This is a genomic window from Xanthomonas sp. NCPPB 1067, assembly GCF_020783795.1.
Taxonomy (GTDB): domain Bacteria; phylum Pseudomonadota; class Gammaproteobacteria; order Xanthomonadales; family Xanthomonadaceae; genus Xanthomonas; species Xanthomonas melonis.
Window position 1 is genome coordinate 74,764 of record NZ_JAJGQG010000017.1, and the last position, 16,679, is coordinate 91,442.

The 16,679-nt window shown below is 64.1% G+C and carries 20 protein-coding genes, 1 tRNA gene and 1 other RNA gene; 10 read left to right on the forward strand and 12 right to left on the reverse strand.

Translation table 11 applies throughout. The annotated features are described in order from the left end of the window. Positions 1 to 84: 84 nt before the first annotated feature. Positions 85 to 1,053 carry a protein-methionine-sulfoxide reductase catalytic subunit MsrP gene (gene msrP, locus LL962_RS13695; RefSeq protein ID WP_228317304.1) on the reverse strand — a complete coding sequence of 323 codons (969 nt, stop codon included), beginning with the start codon at positions 1,051 to 1,053 and terminating at the stop codon, positions 85 to 87. Positions 1,054 to 1,230: 177 nt separating this feature from the next. On the opposite strand from msrP, the gene serC reads away from it, so the two are divergent. The 3 genes from serC (at position 1,231) to aroA (ending at position 5,044) form a co-directional block, all read left to right on the forward strand. Then, a complete protein-coding gene (gene serC, locus LL962_RS13700; RefSeq protein ID WP_228317305.1) occupies positions 1,231 to 2,316 on the forward strand; it encodes a 3-phosphoserine/phosphohydroxythreonine transaminase in 1,086 nt (361 codons plus the stop codon). Positions 2,317 to 2,382: 66 nt separating this feature from the next. Continuing rightward, a complete protein-coding gene (gene pheA / locus LL962_RS13705; RefSeq protein ID WP_228317306.1) occupies positions 2,383 to 3,615 on the forward strand; it encodes a prephenate dehydratase in 1,233 nt (410 codons plus the stop codon). A 112-nt stretch (positions 3,616 to 3,727) separates the two neighbouring features. After that, positions 3,728 to 5,044 carry a 3-phosphoshikimate 1-carboxyvinyltransferase gene (gene aroA, locus LL962_RS13710; RefSeq protein WP_228317307.1) on the forward strand — a complete coding sequence of 439 codons (1,317 nt, stop codon included), beginning with the start codon at positions 3,728 to 3,730 and terminating at the stop codon, positions 5,042 to 5,044. Here the strand turns inward: aroA and LL962_RS13715 are convergent. The 3 genes from LL962_RS13715 to LL962_RS13725 form a co-directional block, all read right to left on the reverse strand. After that, a complete protein-coding gene (locus tag LL962_RS13715) occupies positions 5,028 to 5,597 on the reverse strand; it encodes an energy transducer TonB (protein ID WP_228317308.1) in 570 nt (189 codons plus the stop codon). The genes aroA and LL962_RS13715 overlap by 17 nt on opposite strands. Before the next feature lie 173 nt (positions 5,598 to 5,770). Beyond that, a non-coding RNA gene (locus tag LL962_RS13720) (sX9 sRNA) lies at positions 5,771 to 5,843 on the reverse strand. Positions 5,844 to 5,980: 137 nt separating this feature from the next. Then, the gene (locus tag LL962_RS13725) at positions 5,981 to 6,646 is read right to left on the reverse strand and encodes an energy transducer TonB (protein WP_228317309.1); all 666 of its coding nucleotides are present in this window, start codon (positions 6,644 to 6,646) and stop codon (positions 5,981 to 5,983) included. Positions 6,647 to 6,757: 111 nt separating this feature from the next. On the opposite strand from LL962_RS13725, the gene serS reads away from it, so the two are divergent. Then, entirely contained in the window at positions 6,758 to 8,038 is a 1,281-nt protein-coding gene (gene serS / locus LL962_RS13730; protein ID WP_228317310.1) for a serine--tRNA ligase, read from the forward strand. Between the two features lie 316 nt (positions 8,039 to 8,354). Here serS and LL962_RS13735 read toward each other — a convergent pair whose 3' ends face one another. Next, positions 8,355 to 8,933 (reverse strand): FMN-dependent NADH-azoreductase, encoded by a 579-nt coding sequence (locus LL962_RS13735; RefSeq protein ID WP_228317311.1) that lies wholly within the window; start codon positions 8,931 to 8,933, stop codon positions 8,355 to 8,357. A 101-nt stretch (positions 8,934 to 9,034) separates the two neighbouring features. Here LL962_RS13735 and LL962_RS13740 point away from each other — a divergent pair, with 101 nt between their 5' ends. The 4 genes from LL962_RS13740 (at position 9,035) to LL962_RS13755 (ending at position 11,855) form a co-directional block, all read left to right on the forward strand. After that, entirely contained in the window at positions 9,035 to 10,051 is a 1,017-nt protein-coding gene (locus tag LL962_RS13740) for a LysR family transcriptional regulator (RefSeq protein ID WP_104587850.1), read from the forward strand. Positions 10,052 to 10,541: 490 nt separating this feature from the next. After that, positions 10,542 to 10,631, forward strand: a tRNA-Ser gene (locus tag LL962_RS13745). A 22-nt stretch (positions 10,632 to 10,653) separates the two neighbouring features. Further along, on the forward strand, positions 10,654 to 11,139 hold the full coding sequence (locus LL962_RS13750) for a DUF2321 domain-containing protein (RefSeq protein WP_228317312.1): 486 nt from the start codon (positions 10,654 to 10,656) through the stop codon (positions 11,137 to 11,139). An 11-nt stretch (positions 11,140 to 11,150) separates the two neighbouring features. Beyond that, positions 11,151 to 11,855, forward strand: a complete 705-nt coding sequence (locus tag LL962_RS13755) for a TIR domain-containing protein (protein WP_228317313.1) — start codon at positions 11,151 to 11,153, stop codon at positions 11,853 to 11,855. Between the two features lie 749 nt (positions 11,856 to 12,604). Here the strand turns inward: LL962_RS13755 and LL962_RS13760 are convergent. Genes LL962_RS13760 through LL962_RS13785 form a run of 6 tightly spaced genes read right to left on the reverse strand, consistent with a single transcriptional unit; the run spans position 12,605 to position 14,640 of the window. Next, entirely contained in the window at positions 12,605 to 12,829 is a 225-nt protein-coding gene (locus LL962_RS13760) for a hypothetical protein (protein WP_073354709.1), read from the reverse strand. 4 nt (positions 12,830 to 12,833) lie between these two features. Next, on the reverse strand, positions 12,834 to 13,043 hold the full coding sequence (locus tag LL962_RS13765) for a hypothetical protein (RefSeq protein ID WP_228317314.1): 210 nt from the start codon (positions 13,041 to 13,043) through the stop codon (positions 12,834 to 12,836). Next, positions 13,036 to 13,227 carry a hypothetical protein gene (locus tag LL962_RS13770; protein ID WP_228317315.1) on the reverse strand — a complete coding sequence of 64 codons (192 nt, stop codon included), beginning with the start codon at positions 13,225 to 13,227 and terminating at the stop codon, positions 13,036 to 13,038. The genes LL962_RS13765 and LL962_RS13770 overlap by 8 nt, the downstream gene beginning before the upstream one ends. Beyond that, the gene (locus tag LL962_RS13775; RefSeq protein ID WP_228317316.1) at positions 13,224 to 13,427 is read right to left on the reverse strand and encodes a hypothetical protein; all 204 of its coding nucleotides are present in this window, start codon (positions 13,425 to 13,427) and stop codon (positions 13,224 to 13,226) included. Before LL962_RS13775 ends, LL962_RS13770 begins: the two co-directional genes overlap by 4 nt. Beyond that, positions 13,424 to 13,885: a DUF5681 domain-containing protein gene (locus LL962_RS13780; protein ID WP_228317317.1), complete on the reverse strand. Its 462-nt coding sequence runs from the start codon at positions 13,883 to 13,885 to the stop codon at positions 13,424 to 13,426. Before LL962_RS13780 ends, LL962_RS13775 begins: the two co-directional genes overlap by 4 nt. A 41-nt stretch (positions 13,886 to 13,926) precedes the next feature. Continuing rightward, complete coding sequence (locus tag LL962_RS13785) at positions 13,927 to 14,640, reverse strand: hypothetical protein (protein ID WP_228317318.1); 714 nt, start codon at positions 14,638 to 14,640, stop codon at positions 13,927 to 13,929. A gap of 234 nt (positions 14,641 to 14,874) precedes the next feature. Here LL962_RS13785 and LL962_RS13790 point away from each other — a divergent pair, with 234 nt between their 5' ends. Beyond that, positions 14,875 to 15,351, forward strand: a complete 477-nt coding sequence (locus tag LL962_RS13790; RefSeq protein WP_228317319.1) for a hypothetical protein — start codon at positions 14,875 to 14,877, stop codon at positions 15,349 to 15,351. A gap of 114 nt (positions 15,352 to 15,465) precedes the next feature. Further along, a complete protein-coding gene (locus LL962_RS13795) occupies positions 15,466 to 16,059 on the forward strand; it encodes a hypothetical protein (RefSeq protein WP_228317320.1) in 594 nt (197 codons plus the stop codon). Positions 16,060 to 16,339: 280 nt separating this feature from the next. Here LL962_RS13795 and LL962_RS13800 read toward each other — a convergent pair. Beyond that, positions 16,340 to 16,679 (reverse strand): hypothetical protein (locus tag LL962_RS13800; RefSeq protein WP_228317321.1); only part of this gene is annotated, 340 nt, incomplete at its 5' end.

Genomic DNA, 16,679 nt, shown 5'->3' on the forward strand with positions numbered 1-16,679 from the left:
ACCCGGGCGCGACTGGCTGTGTTGGCCATGCCAGTCGCGCCCGGGTGCGTTCCTACGCCAGGTGGATATCGGATTGTTTATTGGCTAGAACCACTTCTTCAGATCCATGCCCGCATACAACGACGCCACTTGGTCGGCATAGCCGTTGAACGGCTTGGTCGCGATCCGTTCGGCAAACAGCTTGCTGGCGGTGCCGGCGATGCGGCGCTCGCTCTTCTGGCTCCAGCGTGGATGGTCCACGGCCGGATTGACGTTGGAGAAGAAGCCATATTCGGAAGGCTGCAGATCGTGCCAGGCGGTTTCGGGCATCTTCTCGACGAAGCGGATCTCCACGATCGACTTGATGCTCTTGAAGCCGTACTTCCACGGCACCACCAACCGCAGCGGCGCACCATTCTGCTGCGGCAGCGGCTTGCCGTACAGGCCGGTGGCCAACAGGGTCAGCGGATGCATTGCTTCGTCGATGCGCAGGCCTTCGCGGTACGGCCAGTTGATCGAGCGGTAGCGCACGCCCGGCATCTGCTGCGGGTCGGCCAGCGTAGTGAAGGCCACGTACTTGGCCTTGGAGGTCGGCGCAAAGCGCTTGAGCACCTCGCCCAGCGGCACGCCAGTCCACGGAATCACCATCGACCAGCCTTCCACGCAGCGCAGCCGGTAGATGCGCTCTTCCGGCGTGATGCCCTTGAGCAGTTCATCCAGCGACAGGCTGCCGGGCTTTTCGCATTCGCCGCCGACCTTCACTGACCACGGCGACAGCTTGAGCGTCCTGGCCGCCTTCGACGGATCGGTCTTGTCGGTGCCGAACTCGTAGAAGTTGTTGTAGCTGGTGACATCCTCCAGCTTGGTCAGCTCTTCGGCGGTACGGAAGCCGCTGCGCGCCTGCTCCGGGGTCACCACGGTCTTGGGCGGCGGTGGCGGGTCGGCGTCGGCGCATCCGGCCACGCCCAGTGCCGGCGTCAACGCCAACAGCTGCAGCAGCCGGCGCCGCTCGCGGTAGACGGACTCATCGGTGATCTCGCGGGACGGCAGTTGGAAGGCATCGCGAAACGACATGGCAGGCTCCGGCAGTGGCTGCGACATTCAGAGTATCGGACCGGGACAGACGTTCGTCCCGACGCGTTCACCACGTTACGTCAGGCTCAGTCAAAAGGATGCAGCTGCAACTTTTTTGTCCGCTGCCAAGCGCGATGCGCTGCGGCATACTAGAAGGCTAGCTCGACAAGGTGTGCCATGACACGCGCGTTCAATTTCAGTGCCGGCCCTGCGACATTGCCGGAATCGGTCCTGCGCCAGGCGCAGGCGGAGATGGTCGAGTGGAACGGCGTCGGCGCCTCGATCGTGGAAATCAGCCACCGCAGCGCCGATTTCATGGCGGTGGCGGCCGCTGCCGAAGCCGACCTGCGCACCTTGTTGTCGATTCCCGACGACTACGCGGTGTTGTTCACCGCCGGCGGGGCGACCACCATCCAGGCGCTGCTGCCGCTGAACTTCGCCGCGCCGGGGCAGGCCGCCGACTACGTGATCAGCGGGCACTGGGGCAAGACCGCGATCAAGCAGGCGGCGCCATACGTGGATGCACGCATCGCCGCCGATGCGCAGGCCGAAGGCTTCGTCGATATTCCGCCGGTGGCCAGCTGGACCTTGTCGCCGCACTCGGCCTATGTGCACATCACCGCCAACGAGACCATCCATGGCGTGGAGTTTCGCGACATCCCGGCGGTGGGCACGCTGCCCCTGTTCGCCGATTTCAGCTCTTCGATCGCGTCCGAACCGTTGGATGTGTCGCGCTACGGCCTGATCTACGCCGGTGCGCAGAAGAATCTCGGCCCGGTCGGCATTTCGGTGATCATCGTGCGGCGCGATCTGCTGGAGCGTGCCGGCCAGCCGCGCGCGGATATCTTCAACTACGCCTCGCACCTGGCGCGCGATTCGATGCTCAACACCCCGCCGACCTGGAACTGGTACCTGCTCGGGTTGACCGTGAAGTGGATGCTGGAGCAGGGTGGGGTGGAAGAATTCGCGCGGCGCAATGCGGAAAAAGCCAAGCTGGTATACGCGGCGATCGATCGCTCCGGCGGTTTCTATCGCAACCTGGTCAAGCCGGCGGTGCGTTCGCGCATGAACATCCCGTTCTTCCTGCCCAACGAGCAGCTCGATGCCGTCTTCGTCAGCGAATCCAAGGCCGCCGGCCTGCTCGCCCTGAAGGGCCACAAGGCGGTGGGTGGCATCCGTGCCTCGCTCTACAACGCCATGCCGGTGGCCGGCGCGCAGGCGCTGGTGACCTTCATGCACGACTTCCAGCAGCGTCACGGCTGAGCCCAGAGTCAACCGCGGCGCAGGCCGCGCAGGCGCATGCGCCGTCTTTTCGAGGAACGCCCAGCGATGGCACCCAAATCCAGCAAGTCCAGGCCCGCCGTCGGCGGCAAGACCACAGCGACGAAAGCCTCCGCCGAGGCCATAGCAAATGCGCCCGTCGCCGACCGGGCCGGCAAGCCGGCCAAGACGGCCAGCACGACCGGCAAGCCCGTTCCTGCGGCACCGGCGCTTGCGGATGTGCGGGCCAAGATCGACGAGATCGACCGCACCATCCAGGCGCTGATCGCCGAGCGCGCCAACTTCGCCCATCAGGTCGGCAAGGCCAAGGGCAAGCTGGCCGCCGCGGTGGACTACTACCGTCCCGAGCGCGAGGCGCAGGTGTTGCGCATGGTGGTGGACCGCAACGAGGGTCCGCTCAGCGACGAAGTACTGGTGCACGTGTTCCGCGAAATCATGTCGGCGTGCCTGGCCCAGCAGGAGCCGCTGAAGATCGGTTACCTGGGCCCGGAAGGCACCTTCAGCCAGCAGGCCGTGCTCAAGCATTTCGGACGCTCGGCGGTCGGCCTGCCGATGGCGACCATCGAAGAGGTATTCCAGGAAGTGGAAGCCGGCAACGCCGACTTCGGCGTGGTGCCGGTGGAAAACTCCGGGCAGGGCACCATCCAGGTCACGCTGGACATGTTCCTGACCTCCAACCTCAAGATCTGCGGCGAAGTCGAGCTGCGTGTGCATCAGTACCTGCTCTCGCGCAACGGCCGGCTGGAGGACATCGAACGCATCTACGCGCATTCGCAATCCTTCGCGCAGACCGCCGGCTGGCTGCGTTCGCATCTGCCCAAGGTGGAGAAGATCGCGGTCTCCAGCAATGCCGAAGGCGCACGCCGTGCACGCAATGCCGAGGATGCGGCGGCGATCGGCGGCGAGAGTGCGGCGCACGTGTACGGCCTGAAGAAGGTCATCATGAAGTCGATCGAAGACGACGACGACAACACCACGCGGTTCCTGGTGATCGGCCGGCAGATCTTTCCCTCCTCCGGGCACGACCGCACGTCGGTGCTGGTGTTCATCCACGACAAGCCGGGTGCGTTGTTCGACGTCCTCAGCCCGTTCGCGCGGCACGGCATCAGCATGAATCGCATCGAGTCGCGGCCCTCGCATCAGGCCAAGTGGGAGTATGGCTTCTTCATCGACCTGGTCGGCCACGTGGAAGACCAGGCGATGCAGCAGGCGCTGGCCGAGCTGAAAGCGCACTCGGCGCAGATCAAGGTGCTGGGCTCGTATCCGGTGGCCATCCCCTGAGCGCGTACGCCCGCACGCGTACGGCAACCGGCGCGCCGGCAGCGCCGGCACCGTCCTTTCTTTTTCGGCGCATCGTCCTGCATGGCGGTGCCGCAGCACTCGGATCATTCGCATGAGCAACAGCACGCAGCACTGGATCGCGCAGCAGGGCAGCGCATTGCGCGGTACCCTGACCATTCCCGGCGACAAGTCGGTATCCCATCGCGCGGTGATGTTCGCCGCGCTCGCCGATGGTGTTTCACGGATCGACGGTTTTCTCGAAGGCGAGGACACGCGCTCCACCGCGGCGATTTTCTCCAGGCTGGGCGTGCGCATCGAGACGCCGTCGGCCTCGCAGCGCATCGTGCATGGGGTCGGCGTGGATGGTCTGCAGGCCCCAGGCGAGGCGCTGGACTGCGGTAACGCGGGGACCGGCATGCGGTTGCTCGCGGGGCTGCTGGCCGCGCAGCGCTTCGACAGCGTGCTGGTGGGCGATGCGTCCTTGTCGAAGCGCCCGATGCGGCGCGTCACCGAACCGTTGGCACAGATGGGCGCCCGGATCGAGACCAAGGACGACGGCACGCCGCCATTGCAGGTGCGTGGCGGCCAGTCGCTGCGGGGTATCGACTTCGTTTCGCCGGTCGCCAGTGCTCAGGTCAAATCGGCGGTGCTGCTTGCCGGCCTGTACGCACAGGGCGAAACCTCGGTGACCGAGCCGCATCCCACCCGCGACTACACCGAGCGCATGCTGTCGGCGTTCGGGGTGGAAATCGATTTCTCTCCGGGCAAGGCCCGCCTGCGGGGCGGCCAGCGGCTGCGCGCCACCGACATCGAGGTGCCGGCGGATTTTTCATCTGCGGCATTTTTCATCGTCGCCGCCAGCGTCATTCCCGGCTCGGAGGTGGTGTTGCGGGCGGTGGGCCTGAATCCGCGGCGTACCGGGCTGCTGGCAGCTCTGCGCCTGATGGGCGCCGATATCACCGAGGAAAACCCTGCCGAGCATGGTGGCGAGCCGGTCGCCGACCTGCGCGTGCGCCACGCGCCGCTGCGGGGCGCGTCGATTCCCGAGGCGTCGGTACCGGACATGATCGACGAGTTTCCTGCCTTGTTCGTCGCGGCGGCGGCTGCGCAGGGAAGCACCGTCGTCAGTGGCGCCGCCGAACTGCGGGTGAAGGAATCGGACCGCCTGGCGGCGATGGCGGCCGGGCTACGTACGCTGGGTGTACGGGTGGATGAGACGCCGGATGGCGCGACCATCCACGGCGGCGCCATCGGTAGCGGCGTGATCGAGAGCCATGGCGACCATCGCATCGCGATGGCGTTTGCGATCGCCGGTCAGCTGTCCACGGGCAGCGTGCAGGTCAACGATGTGGCGAACGTCGCCACGTCGTTCCCGGATTTCGACAGACTGGCGCAGACGGCAGGCTTCGGGCTCAGCGCTCTGCGCTGAAGTCCACCGGGATCTGCAGGGTGCTGGCCACCGCACGACCGTCGCGCGTAGCCGGCTCGAAGCGCCACTGCAACAGCCTGCTCTGCACCGCGGCGTCCAGACGGGGATCCTCACTGCCGGTGCGTTCGACGATGGTCACCGCACGCACCCGGCCCTGCACATCCAGTTGCAAACGTGCGGTCCGGCCACCTTCGATGCCGGCCCGCGCCATGTCGGCCGGATAGATGGGCAGGGCATTGCCGGGCAGCGGAATGGCGTCCGTGCTGTGGAGCGGCGCGCGCGCAGGCTGATGCGGGATCATGGTCATGGCGCGCGGGCCGTCAGCGCTGGGCAGGATCTGCCTGGTCGCTACGGGCGCAACAGCCGCATCGGTCACGAACTCGTCGCCATGCCGCGCCCACCACCAGGCAGGAATGACGATCAGCACGGCCAGCAGCGTCGCCCATAACCACGGGGACGGGCGGTTGCTTTCTACGCGCCTGCGATCGTACGCAGGCGGCGTCTGCCGCGACAGGGCCGGGCGATGAGTCGAAGGATTCGAGGTGAAGGACATGGCCGACCTCCTGGCGCATCTGTGGGATGACCGGTCCAGTCTGGCCAGACGTGTCTGAGGCGCAGCTAAGGCTGAGGGCAGATTGCGGGCTTCGGGTGGGGGCGTTGTTCAGCTAGCCGAGCTAACGATAACCTGAACAATGACCTCGGTCGCACAAAGGCGGGATTCAGAGCGGCTAACAAAACTAGCGAGCAGTCGTCAGGCGGGTGTGGATGGCGGAGGAACCGCAGTGCACAAGGGGTACATGCCGATTCCGAGCACCGGCCGCGCCCGCCTGGCGGGGAGTGCGGTCGTTTTGTTAGCCGCGCTTAACCCGGCCTTCCCCAGCCATTCGCATCCGCTTGCGGTTTTGCACAGAGTGCGGTGTCGGGCTTGGATTACGGCTACTGCGCCGGCTTGAATTCGAACGGGATATCGACACTGCCGGCCACGGGCTGGCCATTGTGACGAGCCGGGTGAAAGCGCCAATGCCGCACTGCTTCCATCGCGGCGCGGTCGAGATCGCGCGAGCCACTCCGCTGTACCAGGGTCACGCCGCCCGGGTTGCCGGCGGCATCCACATCCACGCGTACCACCACATCGCCGGCATCGCCACGGCGCAGTGCGGCCGCCGGATAGCGCGGTGGCGGCATCTGGCCTTGTACGGGAACAGGTCGGTCGCCTCCTGCCACCGGCGCATTGGAGGGCGCCGCCGCTTCCGGCGCACCTGGCGCTGCGCCTTCCGGGAGTGGCGCCGGCGTGGCCGGTGCCGGTGGCGCGGTCTCCACCAGGGTGGGCGTTTCTACCGGATGCTTGGCCTGCGGCATATCGCTGGCGCCGTCCTGTGCCGGCAACGGCGCAGGCAACGGCTGGATGGCCTGTTCGCCTGCTGGCGCGTCGGCGCTCGGCTGTGTCGGCGATGCCTTGTAGAAGTCACCTTTGCGGCCGGTGGCCCAGACCAGCAGGAACAGCAACAGTCCCGCAGCGAAGGCGATGCCGGCGATTTTCAGGGTGTGGCGGGGCAGGCGCAGGACGATGTGGCGATCGGACGCGGAGCGGGGCGCGGGCATAGGGCTCACCTGGAGGATCGTCGCAATTCTGGCATAGCCCCGGTGAATCGATCGCAGCAGGTAGCGGAACAGGCGATAATCCTGCTCTTCCTACCGACACACGGACCTCCGATGCTAGATCCGGCCCTGCTTCGCCAACATCCCGCCGACCTTGCCGAGCGCCTGCGCAGCACGCGCAGTTTCTCCCTGGACACCGCGGAACTGGAGTCGCTGGAGAGCGAGCGCAAGCGTATCCAGGTACGCACGCAGGAACTGCAGAGCCTGCGCAATTCCAGATCCAAGGCGATCGGGCAGGCCAAGGCCAAGGGCGAGGATGTGGCTGCATTGATGGCCGAGGTGGCCGGCTTCGGCGACGAACTCAAGGCCTCGGAAGAAGCGCTGGACTTGATCCGCGCCAAGCTGGAAACCATTGCGCTGGGTCTGCCCAACCTGCCGGCCGCGGATGTCCCGCCTGGCAAGGACGAATCCGAGAATGTCGAGCAATCGCGCTGGGGCACCCCGCGGACATTCGATTTCGCGGTGAAGGACCATGTGGAACTCGGCGCTCCGCATGGCTGGCTGGACGGCGAAACCGCTGCCAAGTTGTCCGGGGCGCGCTTCACCGTGCTGCGCGGGCCGATCGCGCGCCTGCACCGAGCGCTGGCGCAGTTCATGCTCGATCTGCACGTCGGCGAGCACGGCTACGAAGAAACCAACGTCCCGTTGCTGCTCAATGCCGACTCGATGCGCGGCACCGGTCAGCTGCCCAAATTCGAGGACGATCTGTTCCAGACCGAGGTAGGCGATTCGCGCCGCTATCTCATCCCGACCTCCGAAGTGCCGCTGACCAACAGCGTGCGCGACGAGATCCTGGATGCCGAGCGGTTGCCCTTGCGCATGACTGCGCATTCGCTGTGCTTCCGCGCCGAAGCCGGCAGCGGCGGCCGTGATACGCGCGGCATGATCCGTCAGCACCAGTTCGAGAAGGTCGAGCTGGTCAGCGTCTGCGCGCCGGAAGACAGCGATGCCGAGCACCAGCGCATGACGCGCTGTGCCGAGGTGGTGCTGGAACGGCTAGGCCTGCCGTATCGCAAGGTGCTGCTATGCACCGGCGACATGGGGTTCGCTGCGACCAAGACCTACGATCTGGAGGTCTGGCTGCCTTCGCAGAACAGCTACCGCGAAATCTCCTCGTGTTCCAATTGCGGCGATTTCCAGGCCCGGCGCATGCAGGCGCGCTGGCGCAACCCGGCCAGCGGCAAGCCGGAACTGCTGCATACGCTCAATGGCTCGGGCACGGCAGTGGGACGCGCGATGATCGCGGTGATGGAGAACTACCAGAACGCCGATGGATCGATCGACGTGCCGCAGGTGCTGCGTCCGTACATGGGCGGGCTGGAAAAGATCGGCTGACGCCGTTGGCCTGACCACGTGGCCGTACGGGAGCGTGTACGGCCACACCGCACAGGCGCAATGCTGCAACACCGGCCAGCGCCTTGGCCGATGCAAGGCCCCGCGTCGACCACAGCCAAGGAACAGGAACGGGGCCAGTGATGGCCCCGTTCCTGTCTGCACGGACGTGATCCTGCACGGCGCTTACGGGCGCCAGCAGCGGCTTCGTGCGCGCATGCAGCCGGGAAACGGTGCCCACAGTGCTGGCGCGGACGATCTGGCCCGGACACGTCGTTCCGGCAGCGGCCCGGCTCGATTACGGCCGGGGACTATCCGCTCAGGCGGCCGCCGGTTCCGGCAACTGCAGCGATGCCAGCGCCTGCGCGATTGCGTCGCTGCGATGCTGCGGCGAATAGGCGATGCCTTCTGCGCGGACGAAGCTGACGTCGTCGATGCCCAGGAACCCGAACAGCTGGCGCAGGTAGGGCTCCTGGAAATCCCTGCTCGCGTCGGCGTAGACCCCGCCACGCGCGCTGGCGATAACCACGCGCTTGCCGCCGGCCAACCCTTCCGGCCCGGTGGCGGTGTACCGGAACGTGCGTCCGGCCACCGCAATCCGATCGATCCACGCCTTCAGCGTGGACGGCACGCCGAGGTTGTACATCGGCGCACCGATCACGAGGACGTCGCTGTCCAGGAATTGCTGCAGTACCTGTTCTGCGGCCTCCGCCTCGGCCGGGTCGGCCTGCGCCAGCGAGCGGCCGGTGAGGTGCGCGATCGGTTCCAGATCCAGATCCCGGTAGCTGACCTGCAGGCCTGGATGCAGCAGGCGCTGCTGCGCCACCACCGCAGCACTGAGTTCGCGGGTGATGGAGTTGGCGCCCAGCGCGCTGGAATCGAGGTGAAGCAGCTTCATGAAGAAAACCTGATGACAGGCGGCGGCGCCGCGGAAGTGAGCAGGCTATGTCGTTGCGCAGTTGGGATAAAGCTGTTTAAATGCCACTTATCGTTCCATCCATGGATGCAAGTGCCATGCACGACCTGAATGACCTGTACTACTTCGCGATGGTGGTGGACCACGGCGGCTTCGCCGCCGCCGAGCGCGCGCTCGGTATTCCCAAGTCGCGTCTGAGCCGCCGCATCAGTCAGCTCGAAACCGACCTGGGCGTGCGCCTGCTGCAACGTTCCACCCGACGCTTCGCGGTGACCGATGTCGGCACCAGTGTGCATCGCCACGCGCAGACCATGCTGGCCGAGGCCCAGGCTGCCCGGGAGGTGGTCGACCGCCTCAGCGCCGAACCGCGCGGGCTGGTGCGTGTCAGCGTTCCGGTTTCGCTCGCACAGATCCAGTTGCCCAAGCTGCTGCCCGAATTCCTGGCCAAGTATCCCAAGGTGCGGCTGCAGCTCAACATCAGCAACCGACGCGTCGACGTCATCAACGAAGGCTATGACATCGCGCTGCGTGTGCGTTCGCGCCTGGACGACGATGGCAGCCTGGTGATGCGCAGCTTCGGCCAGGTGCAGGAGCTGCTGGTCGCAAGCCCCAGCTATCTGGATCGCGCCGGTCGCCCCAAGGACCCCAGCGAACTGGCCAACCACACCACCATGAGCTCCAGCGAAGACGAGGCACATCAGCGTTGGGAACTGCATGGCCCCAACGGCGAAATGCGTCGTGTGGACCTGCAGCCGCGTCTGGCCGGGTTCGATTTCCCGTTACTGCAGTCGATGGCACGCGACGGTTTCGGCATCACCATGCTGCCCGAAACCGTCTGCGCCCAGGCGGTGCTCCGCGGCGAACTGGAAGTGGTGCTGCCGCATTGGTCCCTGCCGCAGGGCATTTGCCACGCGGTGTTCGCCTCACGCCGCGGCCTGCTGCCGGCGGTGCGGGTGTTCATCGACTTCCTGGCCGAGCGTCTGCCGCAGGAAATCCAGCGCTCGCGCCTGGACTGCGGCGGCAACTGCGCCGAACTGGCAGAAAAGCTCAAGCGCGCGGCCGGCACCGCGCCGCGGCTGGTGGTGGCCGAGGCGGGCTGAGCGCCACATCGGCTCGCCGGACTGGCTGACACGCCACTAGCCAACGGCGGCCAACCCGCGTCGACCGCCCGGCCGCATGCGCGCGCGGTGGCGGTGGCCCGCCAGCGCCGCATGCGGTTGCCGCCGTCATCGACGTCGTAGCACGCCGCGCCAGTGGAAGGCGCCACACAACCAAGCAAAGCGCGTCCAGGCATGCGAGAATGCGCGCCCGGCCACCGTCCGGGACTGGTGGCTGCACACAGAGGTCCGTGTAGACACAGTCGGGCGCCACCCGCGCAATGCGGGCCGCCAGCGCGACAGCCGAGACCTTCGGCGGTCGCGTGCAGCAGCATCGGAGAGATGGCCGAGCGGTTTAAGGCACCGGTCTTGAAAGCTGGCGGTCTCTCAGTTAGGGATTGGTTAAAACTGGAACAAAAACAACGTGTTAGCGTGTTCTGCTTGTGTTCAAATGGGGCGCCGTTTAGCAGATTCATAGCACGTCACGAAATACGGTGGGTTGGCCGAGCGGTTGAAGGCACTAGTCTTGAAAACTAGCAAGGGGGTGACCCCTTCCAGGGTTCGAATCCCTGACCCACCGCCATCACATTAGCGAAGGGAGCGCTATGGGCACTTATCGAGTCGCACAGGTCTGCCCTAATGGGCATGTCGCAACGACAGCCGCAGACCAGAACCCTGAACTGCGGGAAGCGTTCTGCTCCCAGTGTGGTGATGCGACCATCATGCAGTGCCCGAAGTGCAACGCATCTATTCGTGGCGATTACCACGTCGAAGGTGTTTTCGGGTTCGGCGGTGACTATCAGCCGCCTGCCTTCTGCCACAACTGCGGCAATGCCTTCCCATGGACTGAGCGCAAGATTGCAAGCGCTGTTGAGCTTGTCGAGGTGGGCGCTGACCTCCCGGCAGAAGAGCTTGCACAGTTCCGCGCCGATCTGACCGAATTAACAAAAGACAGTCCAAAGACACAGGTGGCGTCGCTCCGCTTCAAGAAGGTAATGGGCAAAGTCGGCAACTCTGTAGCATCCGGGGTGCGCGATATTGTCGTGGACGTTCTGAGCGAAGCTGCCAAGAAAGCGATTTGGGGAGCCTAGAAGGAATGGCGATGACTCTCGATGAGATTAAGGCTTGTCTCCAAGCCGGTGATTTGGCTGTCGCATCGGAATCGGCTCTGCCTAATGGCAGCGGAACCCAACTCCGTTTGCAGAATGGTGCAATTGTCAACAGCTACCATACTGGCAATTTCAATGTTCAGGGCAGGAATCAAGATGCCGTGAAGGCATGTCTTGGAGTGCCGCCCGCACAAGCAGCGGCAGCACCTGCGCCACAGAATGGCGCTGCTGCCAAGCCGATGCTCAGTAAGGTGTTCGTGGTCTATGGGCACGACAATGCTGCGCGAACTGAACTTGAAGCAATGCTTCGCCGCTGGAGGCTTGAGCCGCTGATCTTGGATCAGCTCCCATCCGAGGGGCAGACCATCATTGAGAAGCTGGAGAAGTACACGGCGGAGGTGAAGTTCGCTGTGGTACTGGCCACACCTGATGACGAGGGCTACCGTGCGGGACATGAGGACGAAAAGGCGTTCCGTGCGCGTCAGAACGTTGTGATGGAACTGGGCATGATGTTGACACTGCTCGGTCGCAAGAACGTTGCCATTCTCATGAAGCAGCAAGACAACATGGAGCGCCCGTCCGACATTCAAGGGCTGCTCTACATCCCGTTCAAGGACAACCTGCAAAAGGACGCGGGGCCACTTCTGGCAAAGGAAATGGCGGCTCAGGGCTACCCCATTTCTCTGGCGAACCTGTAGCAGGCGACGTGCTCTGCTCCCAATGGGCTAGACACTGCAACTCAATGCGGCCTAACCACGAGGGCAGCAAGCCATTCAGCAGTCAGGCCCGACTAATTCAGGGTTTGGCGTTCCCGGCCTGCCGGCAAGAACGCAGCTACAGGCCACGCAGCGGTGCCGCCAGTACCCTAGCGGCGGCAGTGTGGTGATCGCGGCCTGTGCCGCCCCGTAGCCGCCCCAGCCACGACAACGGGCACCATGCGGCACCCGTTGAAGGCAGCGTCAGGAGATGGGCAACCCCGCTGCTGCATCCGATTAATTAACGTGCATCGGCATGCTGTGGCACGGCCCGGCCTTCTCATCTCCGGGCACCGCTGACACCAGGACGACTAATCACTGGCGGGCGGCTTTTCAGATTCCGTCTCTATCGTCCCGCGTGCGACAACCAAGGCGGCTCACGCCGTCGCCGGGGCAGAGGCGCAAGCGCTGCACGTCCTGCGACCAGAACAACACGCCGCAGCACATGCACCGCCGCCAGCCGACATAGCGGGCGATGCGTGGAGGTGTGCAGTCGATATCAAGCACGGGTTCGCGCCGTGTGCCGTCATCCTGTGGCCAGCGCTGAGGTTCGACGAAACCCTGATAGTTCGCCTTCCCTGTGGGCTTGGCTGGTGGTGGGCGCTTCGGCTTGGGCTGACGAGTAGGCGCGGGCCGCGGTGCTGCACGTTTGCCCTCGCGCCATGCAGATAACCACACTGGCTCTTCGACGCTCATCGCAGCGTCCCTTCACCCGCATAGCCGCGAGCGGTGCCGTCGCTGATCCAGTTCAGGAGGCAGCGCAGCACCACAGGGCCATCCATGCTGCACATGCGACCGTCAGCAATGGCTGCGCCGAAGGTGTCACCGACCCACTGGCGCATCTCGTCAGAGGCGCTATCCGAGCGTTCCAGCTTCTTGAGTCGGGCCAGCATGCCCTTAGCGCTGCCGATGCTCATGTGGTCAGCGCTCCCGCCGACCCGGACGCACCGCTAGTCGGTCTTCCATGCGCTTCATGAGTAGCGCCATGATTTCTTCCGCGACATATTCAGGGACGCACGGGTGCAAGGAGCAGATGCGCATCGGGTGGCTGTACCGCTCGTCCGCGCGGTTAATCTGGTAGCGCTCGCGGTCGCGCACGTCCTTCGTGCTGGTGATCTGCCATTCAGCCATGTGATGCCTCCTCGTGTTGTTTCAGGGCTTGCCCCAGCTTCACCGCGCGGGCGAGGTTCAGCGTGTCCGCTGCCTGCTGCTCCGCGTGCGCTTCGACGCGGCGCTGTTGAATCTGCCGAAGCTCGTCGGGCGTGACGCCGTACTTGATCGGTCGGTTTTCGTGGTCGAGGTTGTCACTTTTCATTGCAGCGTTCCTTTCAGCGGGCCGATCTGTTGGAGCAGCTTGGCGGCCTGCCAGCGCACTGCCGGGTCGTCGCATTTCAGAATTGCCTCGTAGCAGGCGGCCACAATCAGCTTGAGGTCGGCTTGCCCCTGCGGTGTGTCCTTCAAGGGAACAGTCCGCCAGCCGTGCTGCGGGATGCATTCGGTGTCTTCGATACTCATGCCTGTTTTTCCTCCAGCGCGGCGAGGCGCGCTTCCAGTTCATCAACGGCACGGATGCCCGCGACCGACTGAATGCAGTCGATCAGCATCCTTCCGGTTTCGGGATCGACGCGCCCTTCGGATACCGCCGCGAGCACCTGCTGCGCCTGCTCGTGCAAGGGCTTGTCAGGGTCTAGCTCAGACTCGACAGTGGCAGCGCGTGCGCGCAGCGGTGGCTCCAGTCGCTGCGCCCATAGGTTCAAGGCGCTGGTGTCGCCCGCCAGCGCAGCTTCCTTGATGACGCGCGCCAGGTCGGAACCGTCCTTTTGCAGCTCCTCGGCGAGTTGCGTCTTGCGGTTCTTGCTGCCCTTCGGACGACCTGCCGGGTTGCCCGACTGTCCGGGTTGCCAGCCACGCGGCGGCTTGTTGGGCTGGGGCACGAAGCCTTTCATCCATTCAGGCGATTCAACTTCCGCCATGTTTTCACCTCTTGTTGTTTGCAGAGGATCAGCAGCGGTGCTCACTGACCGTCGAACTTGAGCGCGGCCAGAGCCTTGTCATTGCCTTCACGAAGAGCCTGCACGCGCGTCCACGGTGCGCCCATTGCCTTCTCAACCTCCTTGAAGATCAGCCCGCCACGCTGTTCGATGACGGCCTTGGCCCCGCGCACCGCTTTCAGCTTCGTCGCCAAATCAGGCGAATTGCGCTCGTGCCACATGCGGGTGTAGGTCTTCTGGAAGTTCGCATCGAGGCCGGACAGGTACGGGGGCGCGCCCAGCACGGCGCTGGCGGTGATGTGGTCACCATCCTCGATTGCCTGCCGCAAGAACTCGTGGCGCTTCTCGGTCGGCATGTCCTTGACGAACTTCCGCACCTCGCCGGAGATCGTCACCGCAGCGCGCGACTCCAAGGGCTGCGACAGCTCACCCTCGAAATGGGCGATCTGCTTTTCCAGCGTGACGCGCACGTTGTCCAACTTCTTGGCAAGGCGCTGCTGTTGCTTCCAAGCGGCATCGGATACGGCCAGCACTTGTTGGCCTTCCGTCCATGCTTGATTCTTCTTCGCCGCGTCGCGTGCGTCGTGCAGCTTTCCAAGCGTGATATAGGCGTCGTCCAGCGCTTCGAGCGCGGGCGCGAGAATGGGGGCGGTAAGTTCGTCGTCGTAGCCGTCCACCTCCTTCAAGGTGTCGGCGTGCAGAGAAGGCGTGATACGAATATCAACCGGCGTGGGCATGATGAAACTCCTTTGATTTCGCGGCGCGGCTGCGCATGTGCTTGCATGCTGCGAAAGATCAACGAAGGTCCGCAAGGAAAACAGTTTTAAAACAACGCACTACAGTTCCAGAGCAAACGAAGAACAGCAAATAAGCTGTTTGTCGCTTTGCTTTGACGTATCCAAAAAGTCGTTGCCGGTCGTCGGAGACCTGTCTTGCAATGTGCCTCCTTCAACCCGCACAGGAGCAACGACATGACCGCCAAGACCTACACGAAGCGCGAGAACGCCAAGCGCGCAGCCATCGCCGCAGGGGTGCCCGCGGAGCTGGTGGAGATCACCGTTCACAAGGATGCGGAGGGCGTGCGCTTTGGCTGGAAGGCGAAGGACGCGGCTGCAAGCGCTGCGCACGGGGCCGCCAATACCCCAGCGGCGACCGCTACCGAAAACGAGCCCGTAGCGGCCCCTGCCGCCGCGCATGTGGTGACCACAAGCAAGCCCAAGCAGGCAACAGCGCCGAATGTGCCGCGCGAGGAACGCAATGGGGTGAAGCGCCCGCGCGCTGGTGGCGCATGTGCTGCCGTGTGGGAATACCTCGACCAGCACGGCAACATGCAGCCAAAGGACTTGAAGCCGGTAGCCGCTGAAAAGGGCTGGAACGAGAACAACGCCCTTATCGAACTGTACGGCTGGCGCAAGTTCATGGGCCTGTCGCGCGCTGCCGCGAAGTAGCCTTCTAGCATCGTTCGGCACGCAAGCGCCCCGCACGGGGCGCTTTTCGTTTGCGCTCGTCCGTCGCTATGGTTCGCCGGTAAGATGAACGAAACGAGATAAAGCGGAGGGGTAATGGATATTGATGGAATCTGGCCTCCCTATGAGGCCTTCTATATCGAGAGCATGCTGTGGCATACGGCATCGGCTCAGCGTTCTATCAAGGTCATCAGCGATTGGCTGGAACTGGTGAGGAAGGACGACAAGCGAGCGCTGGAGCTTCCCCGACCAGTTCTGTTTGAGCAGCTACAGAACATCCTCCATCAAGCAGGCTGCATCTCGCGCTATTTCTTTCCGGCGGGCCGAGCGCCCAAGCCCCTGCATGTCGCACGAGCTGGACGGCTGCGGCAGGCGCTTGGGATCGCGGACGACAACCCGCTTGCAGAGCGCGACCTAAGAAATGCGATTGAGCATTTCGACGAGCACCTTGACGAATATCTAACCAAGAACCACGTCGGCGAATTCGTGCCTGAGGACGTGGGGTATGTTCCTCGCGAATCCGAGGTGCCGCTTCACATCTTCAAGGGGTTCTATACGCACCCGCTGATCTTCGTGCTGCTCGGCAAGCACTACGAGATGGCGCCCATCGTCAATGAGATGCTTCGCATCCATGAAGCTCTCGAAGCATGTACCGAGAAGGGGCACATGCTGCCGCGCGCTGCCGAGTGAAAGTGGGCTGTCGCTGCGCATAGGCTATGCAGGCTGACCACAAGGGCACGGACACCCGCGCAGGCGCAGCGTTTGCCCGCCACCGAACACCGTTTTATGGATTTGGCGTTCGGGCTGAACTGATGCAGGCCGGTTGTGTGTAGGGGGGGCCTATACCCCTTTGGGCCCAACAACTCCCACAACACACACAACTGAAAAAAAATCGGGCTAGTATGTTGTGTAGTTGTGTGTGTTGTGGGAACCGTTTTGGGTATAGGGGCGGCACACACACACAACCGGCCTACGTCTTGCGTCTGTAGGTCACAAGGTTTTGCCGTGCAGGGTCTTTGAACATCTCGACAGTCGGGTGGCCTGCGAAGAACGCATCGACTTTGAGCCAGCGGTGACGGTCGGGCTTCGACTTGCCTGCTTCATTCAAGCGCTGCTCAACATCAGCGCGTGTAAGCACGGTGGCTGCTGTGGTCATCAGCGTCTCAACGATCGCCTGCACTGCGTTCTCAACCGCGCTGGATGGCTTCTGTCCACCTCCGAAGTTGTCGTCATTGAACCGCCCCGGCTTTCCCGGAGGCCCCTTGGTTTGAGTCACGCCGACATGGCGGACTCGTTGGGTTGTTTGTGTT

Coding starts and splice junctions, on each gene's coding strand:
- msrP (WP_228317304.1), bottom strand. CDS start 1,053: ATGTCGTTTCGCGATGCCTTCCAACTGCCGTCCCGCGAGATCACCGAT.
- serC (WP_228317305.1), top strand. CDS start 1,231: ATGACACGCGCGTTCAATTTCAGTGCCGGCCCTGCGACATTGCCGGAA.
- pheA (WP_228317306.1), top strand. CDS start 2,383: ATGGCACCCAAATCCAGCAAGTCCAGGCCCGCCGTCGGCGGCAAGACC.
- aroA (WP_228317307.1), top strand. CDS start 3,728: ATGAGCAACAGCACGCAGCACTGGATCGCGCAGCAGGGCAGCGCATTG.
- LL962_RS13715 (WP_228317308.1), bottom strand. CDS start 5,597: ATGTCCTTCACCTCGAATCCTTCGACTCATCGCCCGGCCCTGTCGCGG.
- LL962_RS13725 (WP_228317309.1), bottom strand. CDS start 6,646: ATGCCCGCGCCCCGCTCCGCGTCCGATCGCCACATCGTCCTGCGCCTG.
- serS (WP_228317310.1), top strand. CDS start 6,758: ATGCTAGATCCGGCCCTGCTTCGCCAACATCCCGCCGACCTTGCCGAG.
- LL962_RS13735 (WP_228317311.1), bottom strand. CDS start 8,933: ATGAAGCTGCTTCACCTCGATTCCAGCGCGCTGGGCGCCAACTCCATC.
- LL962_RS13740 (WP_104587850.1), top strand. CDS start 9,035: ATGGATGCAAGTGCCATGCACGACCTGAATGACCTGTACTACTTCGCG.
- LL962_RS13750 (WP_228317312.1), top strand. CDS start 10,654: ATGGGCACTTATCGAGTCGCACAGGTCTGCCCTAATGGGCATGTCGCA.
- LL962_RS13755 (WP_228317313.1), top strand. CDS start 11,151: ATGACTCTCGATGAGATTAAGGCTTGTCTCCAAGCCGGTGATTTGGCT.
- LL962_RS13760 (WP_073354709.1), bottom strand. CDS start 12,829: ATGAGCATCGGCAGCGCTAAGGGCATGCTGGCCCGACTCAAGAAGCTG.
- LL962_RS13765 (WP_228317314.1), bottom strand. CDS start 13,043: ATGGCTGAATGGCAGATCACCAGCACGAAGGACGTGCGCGACCGCGAG.
- LL962_RS13770 (WP_228317315.1), bottom strand. CDS start 13,227: ATGAAAAGTGACAACCTCGACCACGAAAACCGACCGATCAAGTACGGC.
- LL962_RS13775 (WP_228317316.1), bottom strand. CDS start 13,427: ATGAGTATCGAAGACACCGAATGCATCCCGCAGCACGGCTGGCGGACT.
- LL962_RS13780 (WP_228317317.1), bottom strand. CDS start 13,885: ATGGCGGAAGTTGAATCGCCTGAATGGATGAAAGGCTTCGTGCCCCAG.
- LL962_RS13785 (WP_228317318.1), bottom strand. CDS start 14,640: ATGCCCACGCCGGTTGATATTCGTATCACGCCTTCTCTGCACGCCGAC.
- LL962_RS13790 (WP_228317319.1), top strand. CDS start 14,875: ATGACCGCCAAGACCTACACGAAGCGCGAGAACGCCAAGCGCGCAGCC.
- LL962_RS13795 (WP_228317320.1), top strand. CDS start 15,466: ATGGATATTGATGGAATCTGGCCTCCCTATGAGGCCTTCTATATCGAG.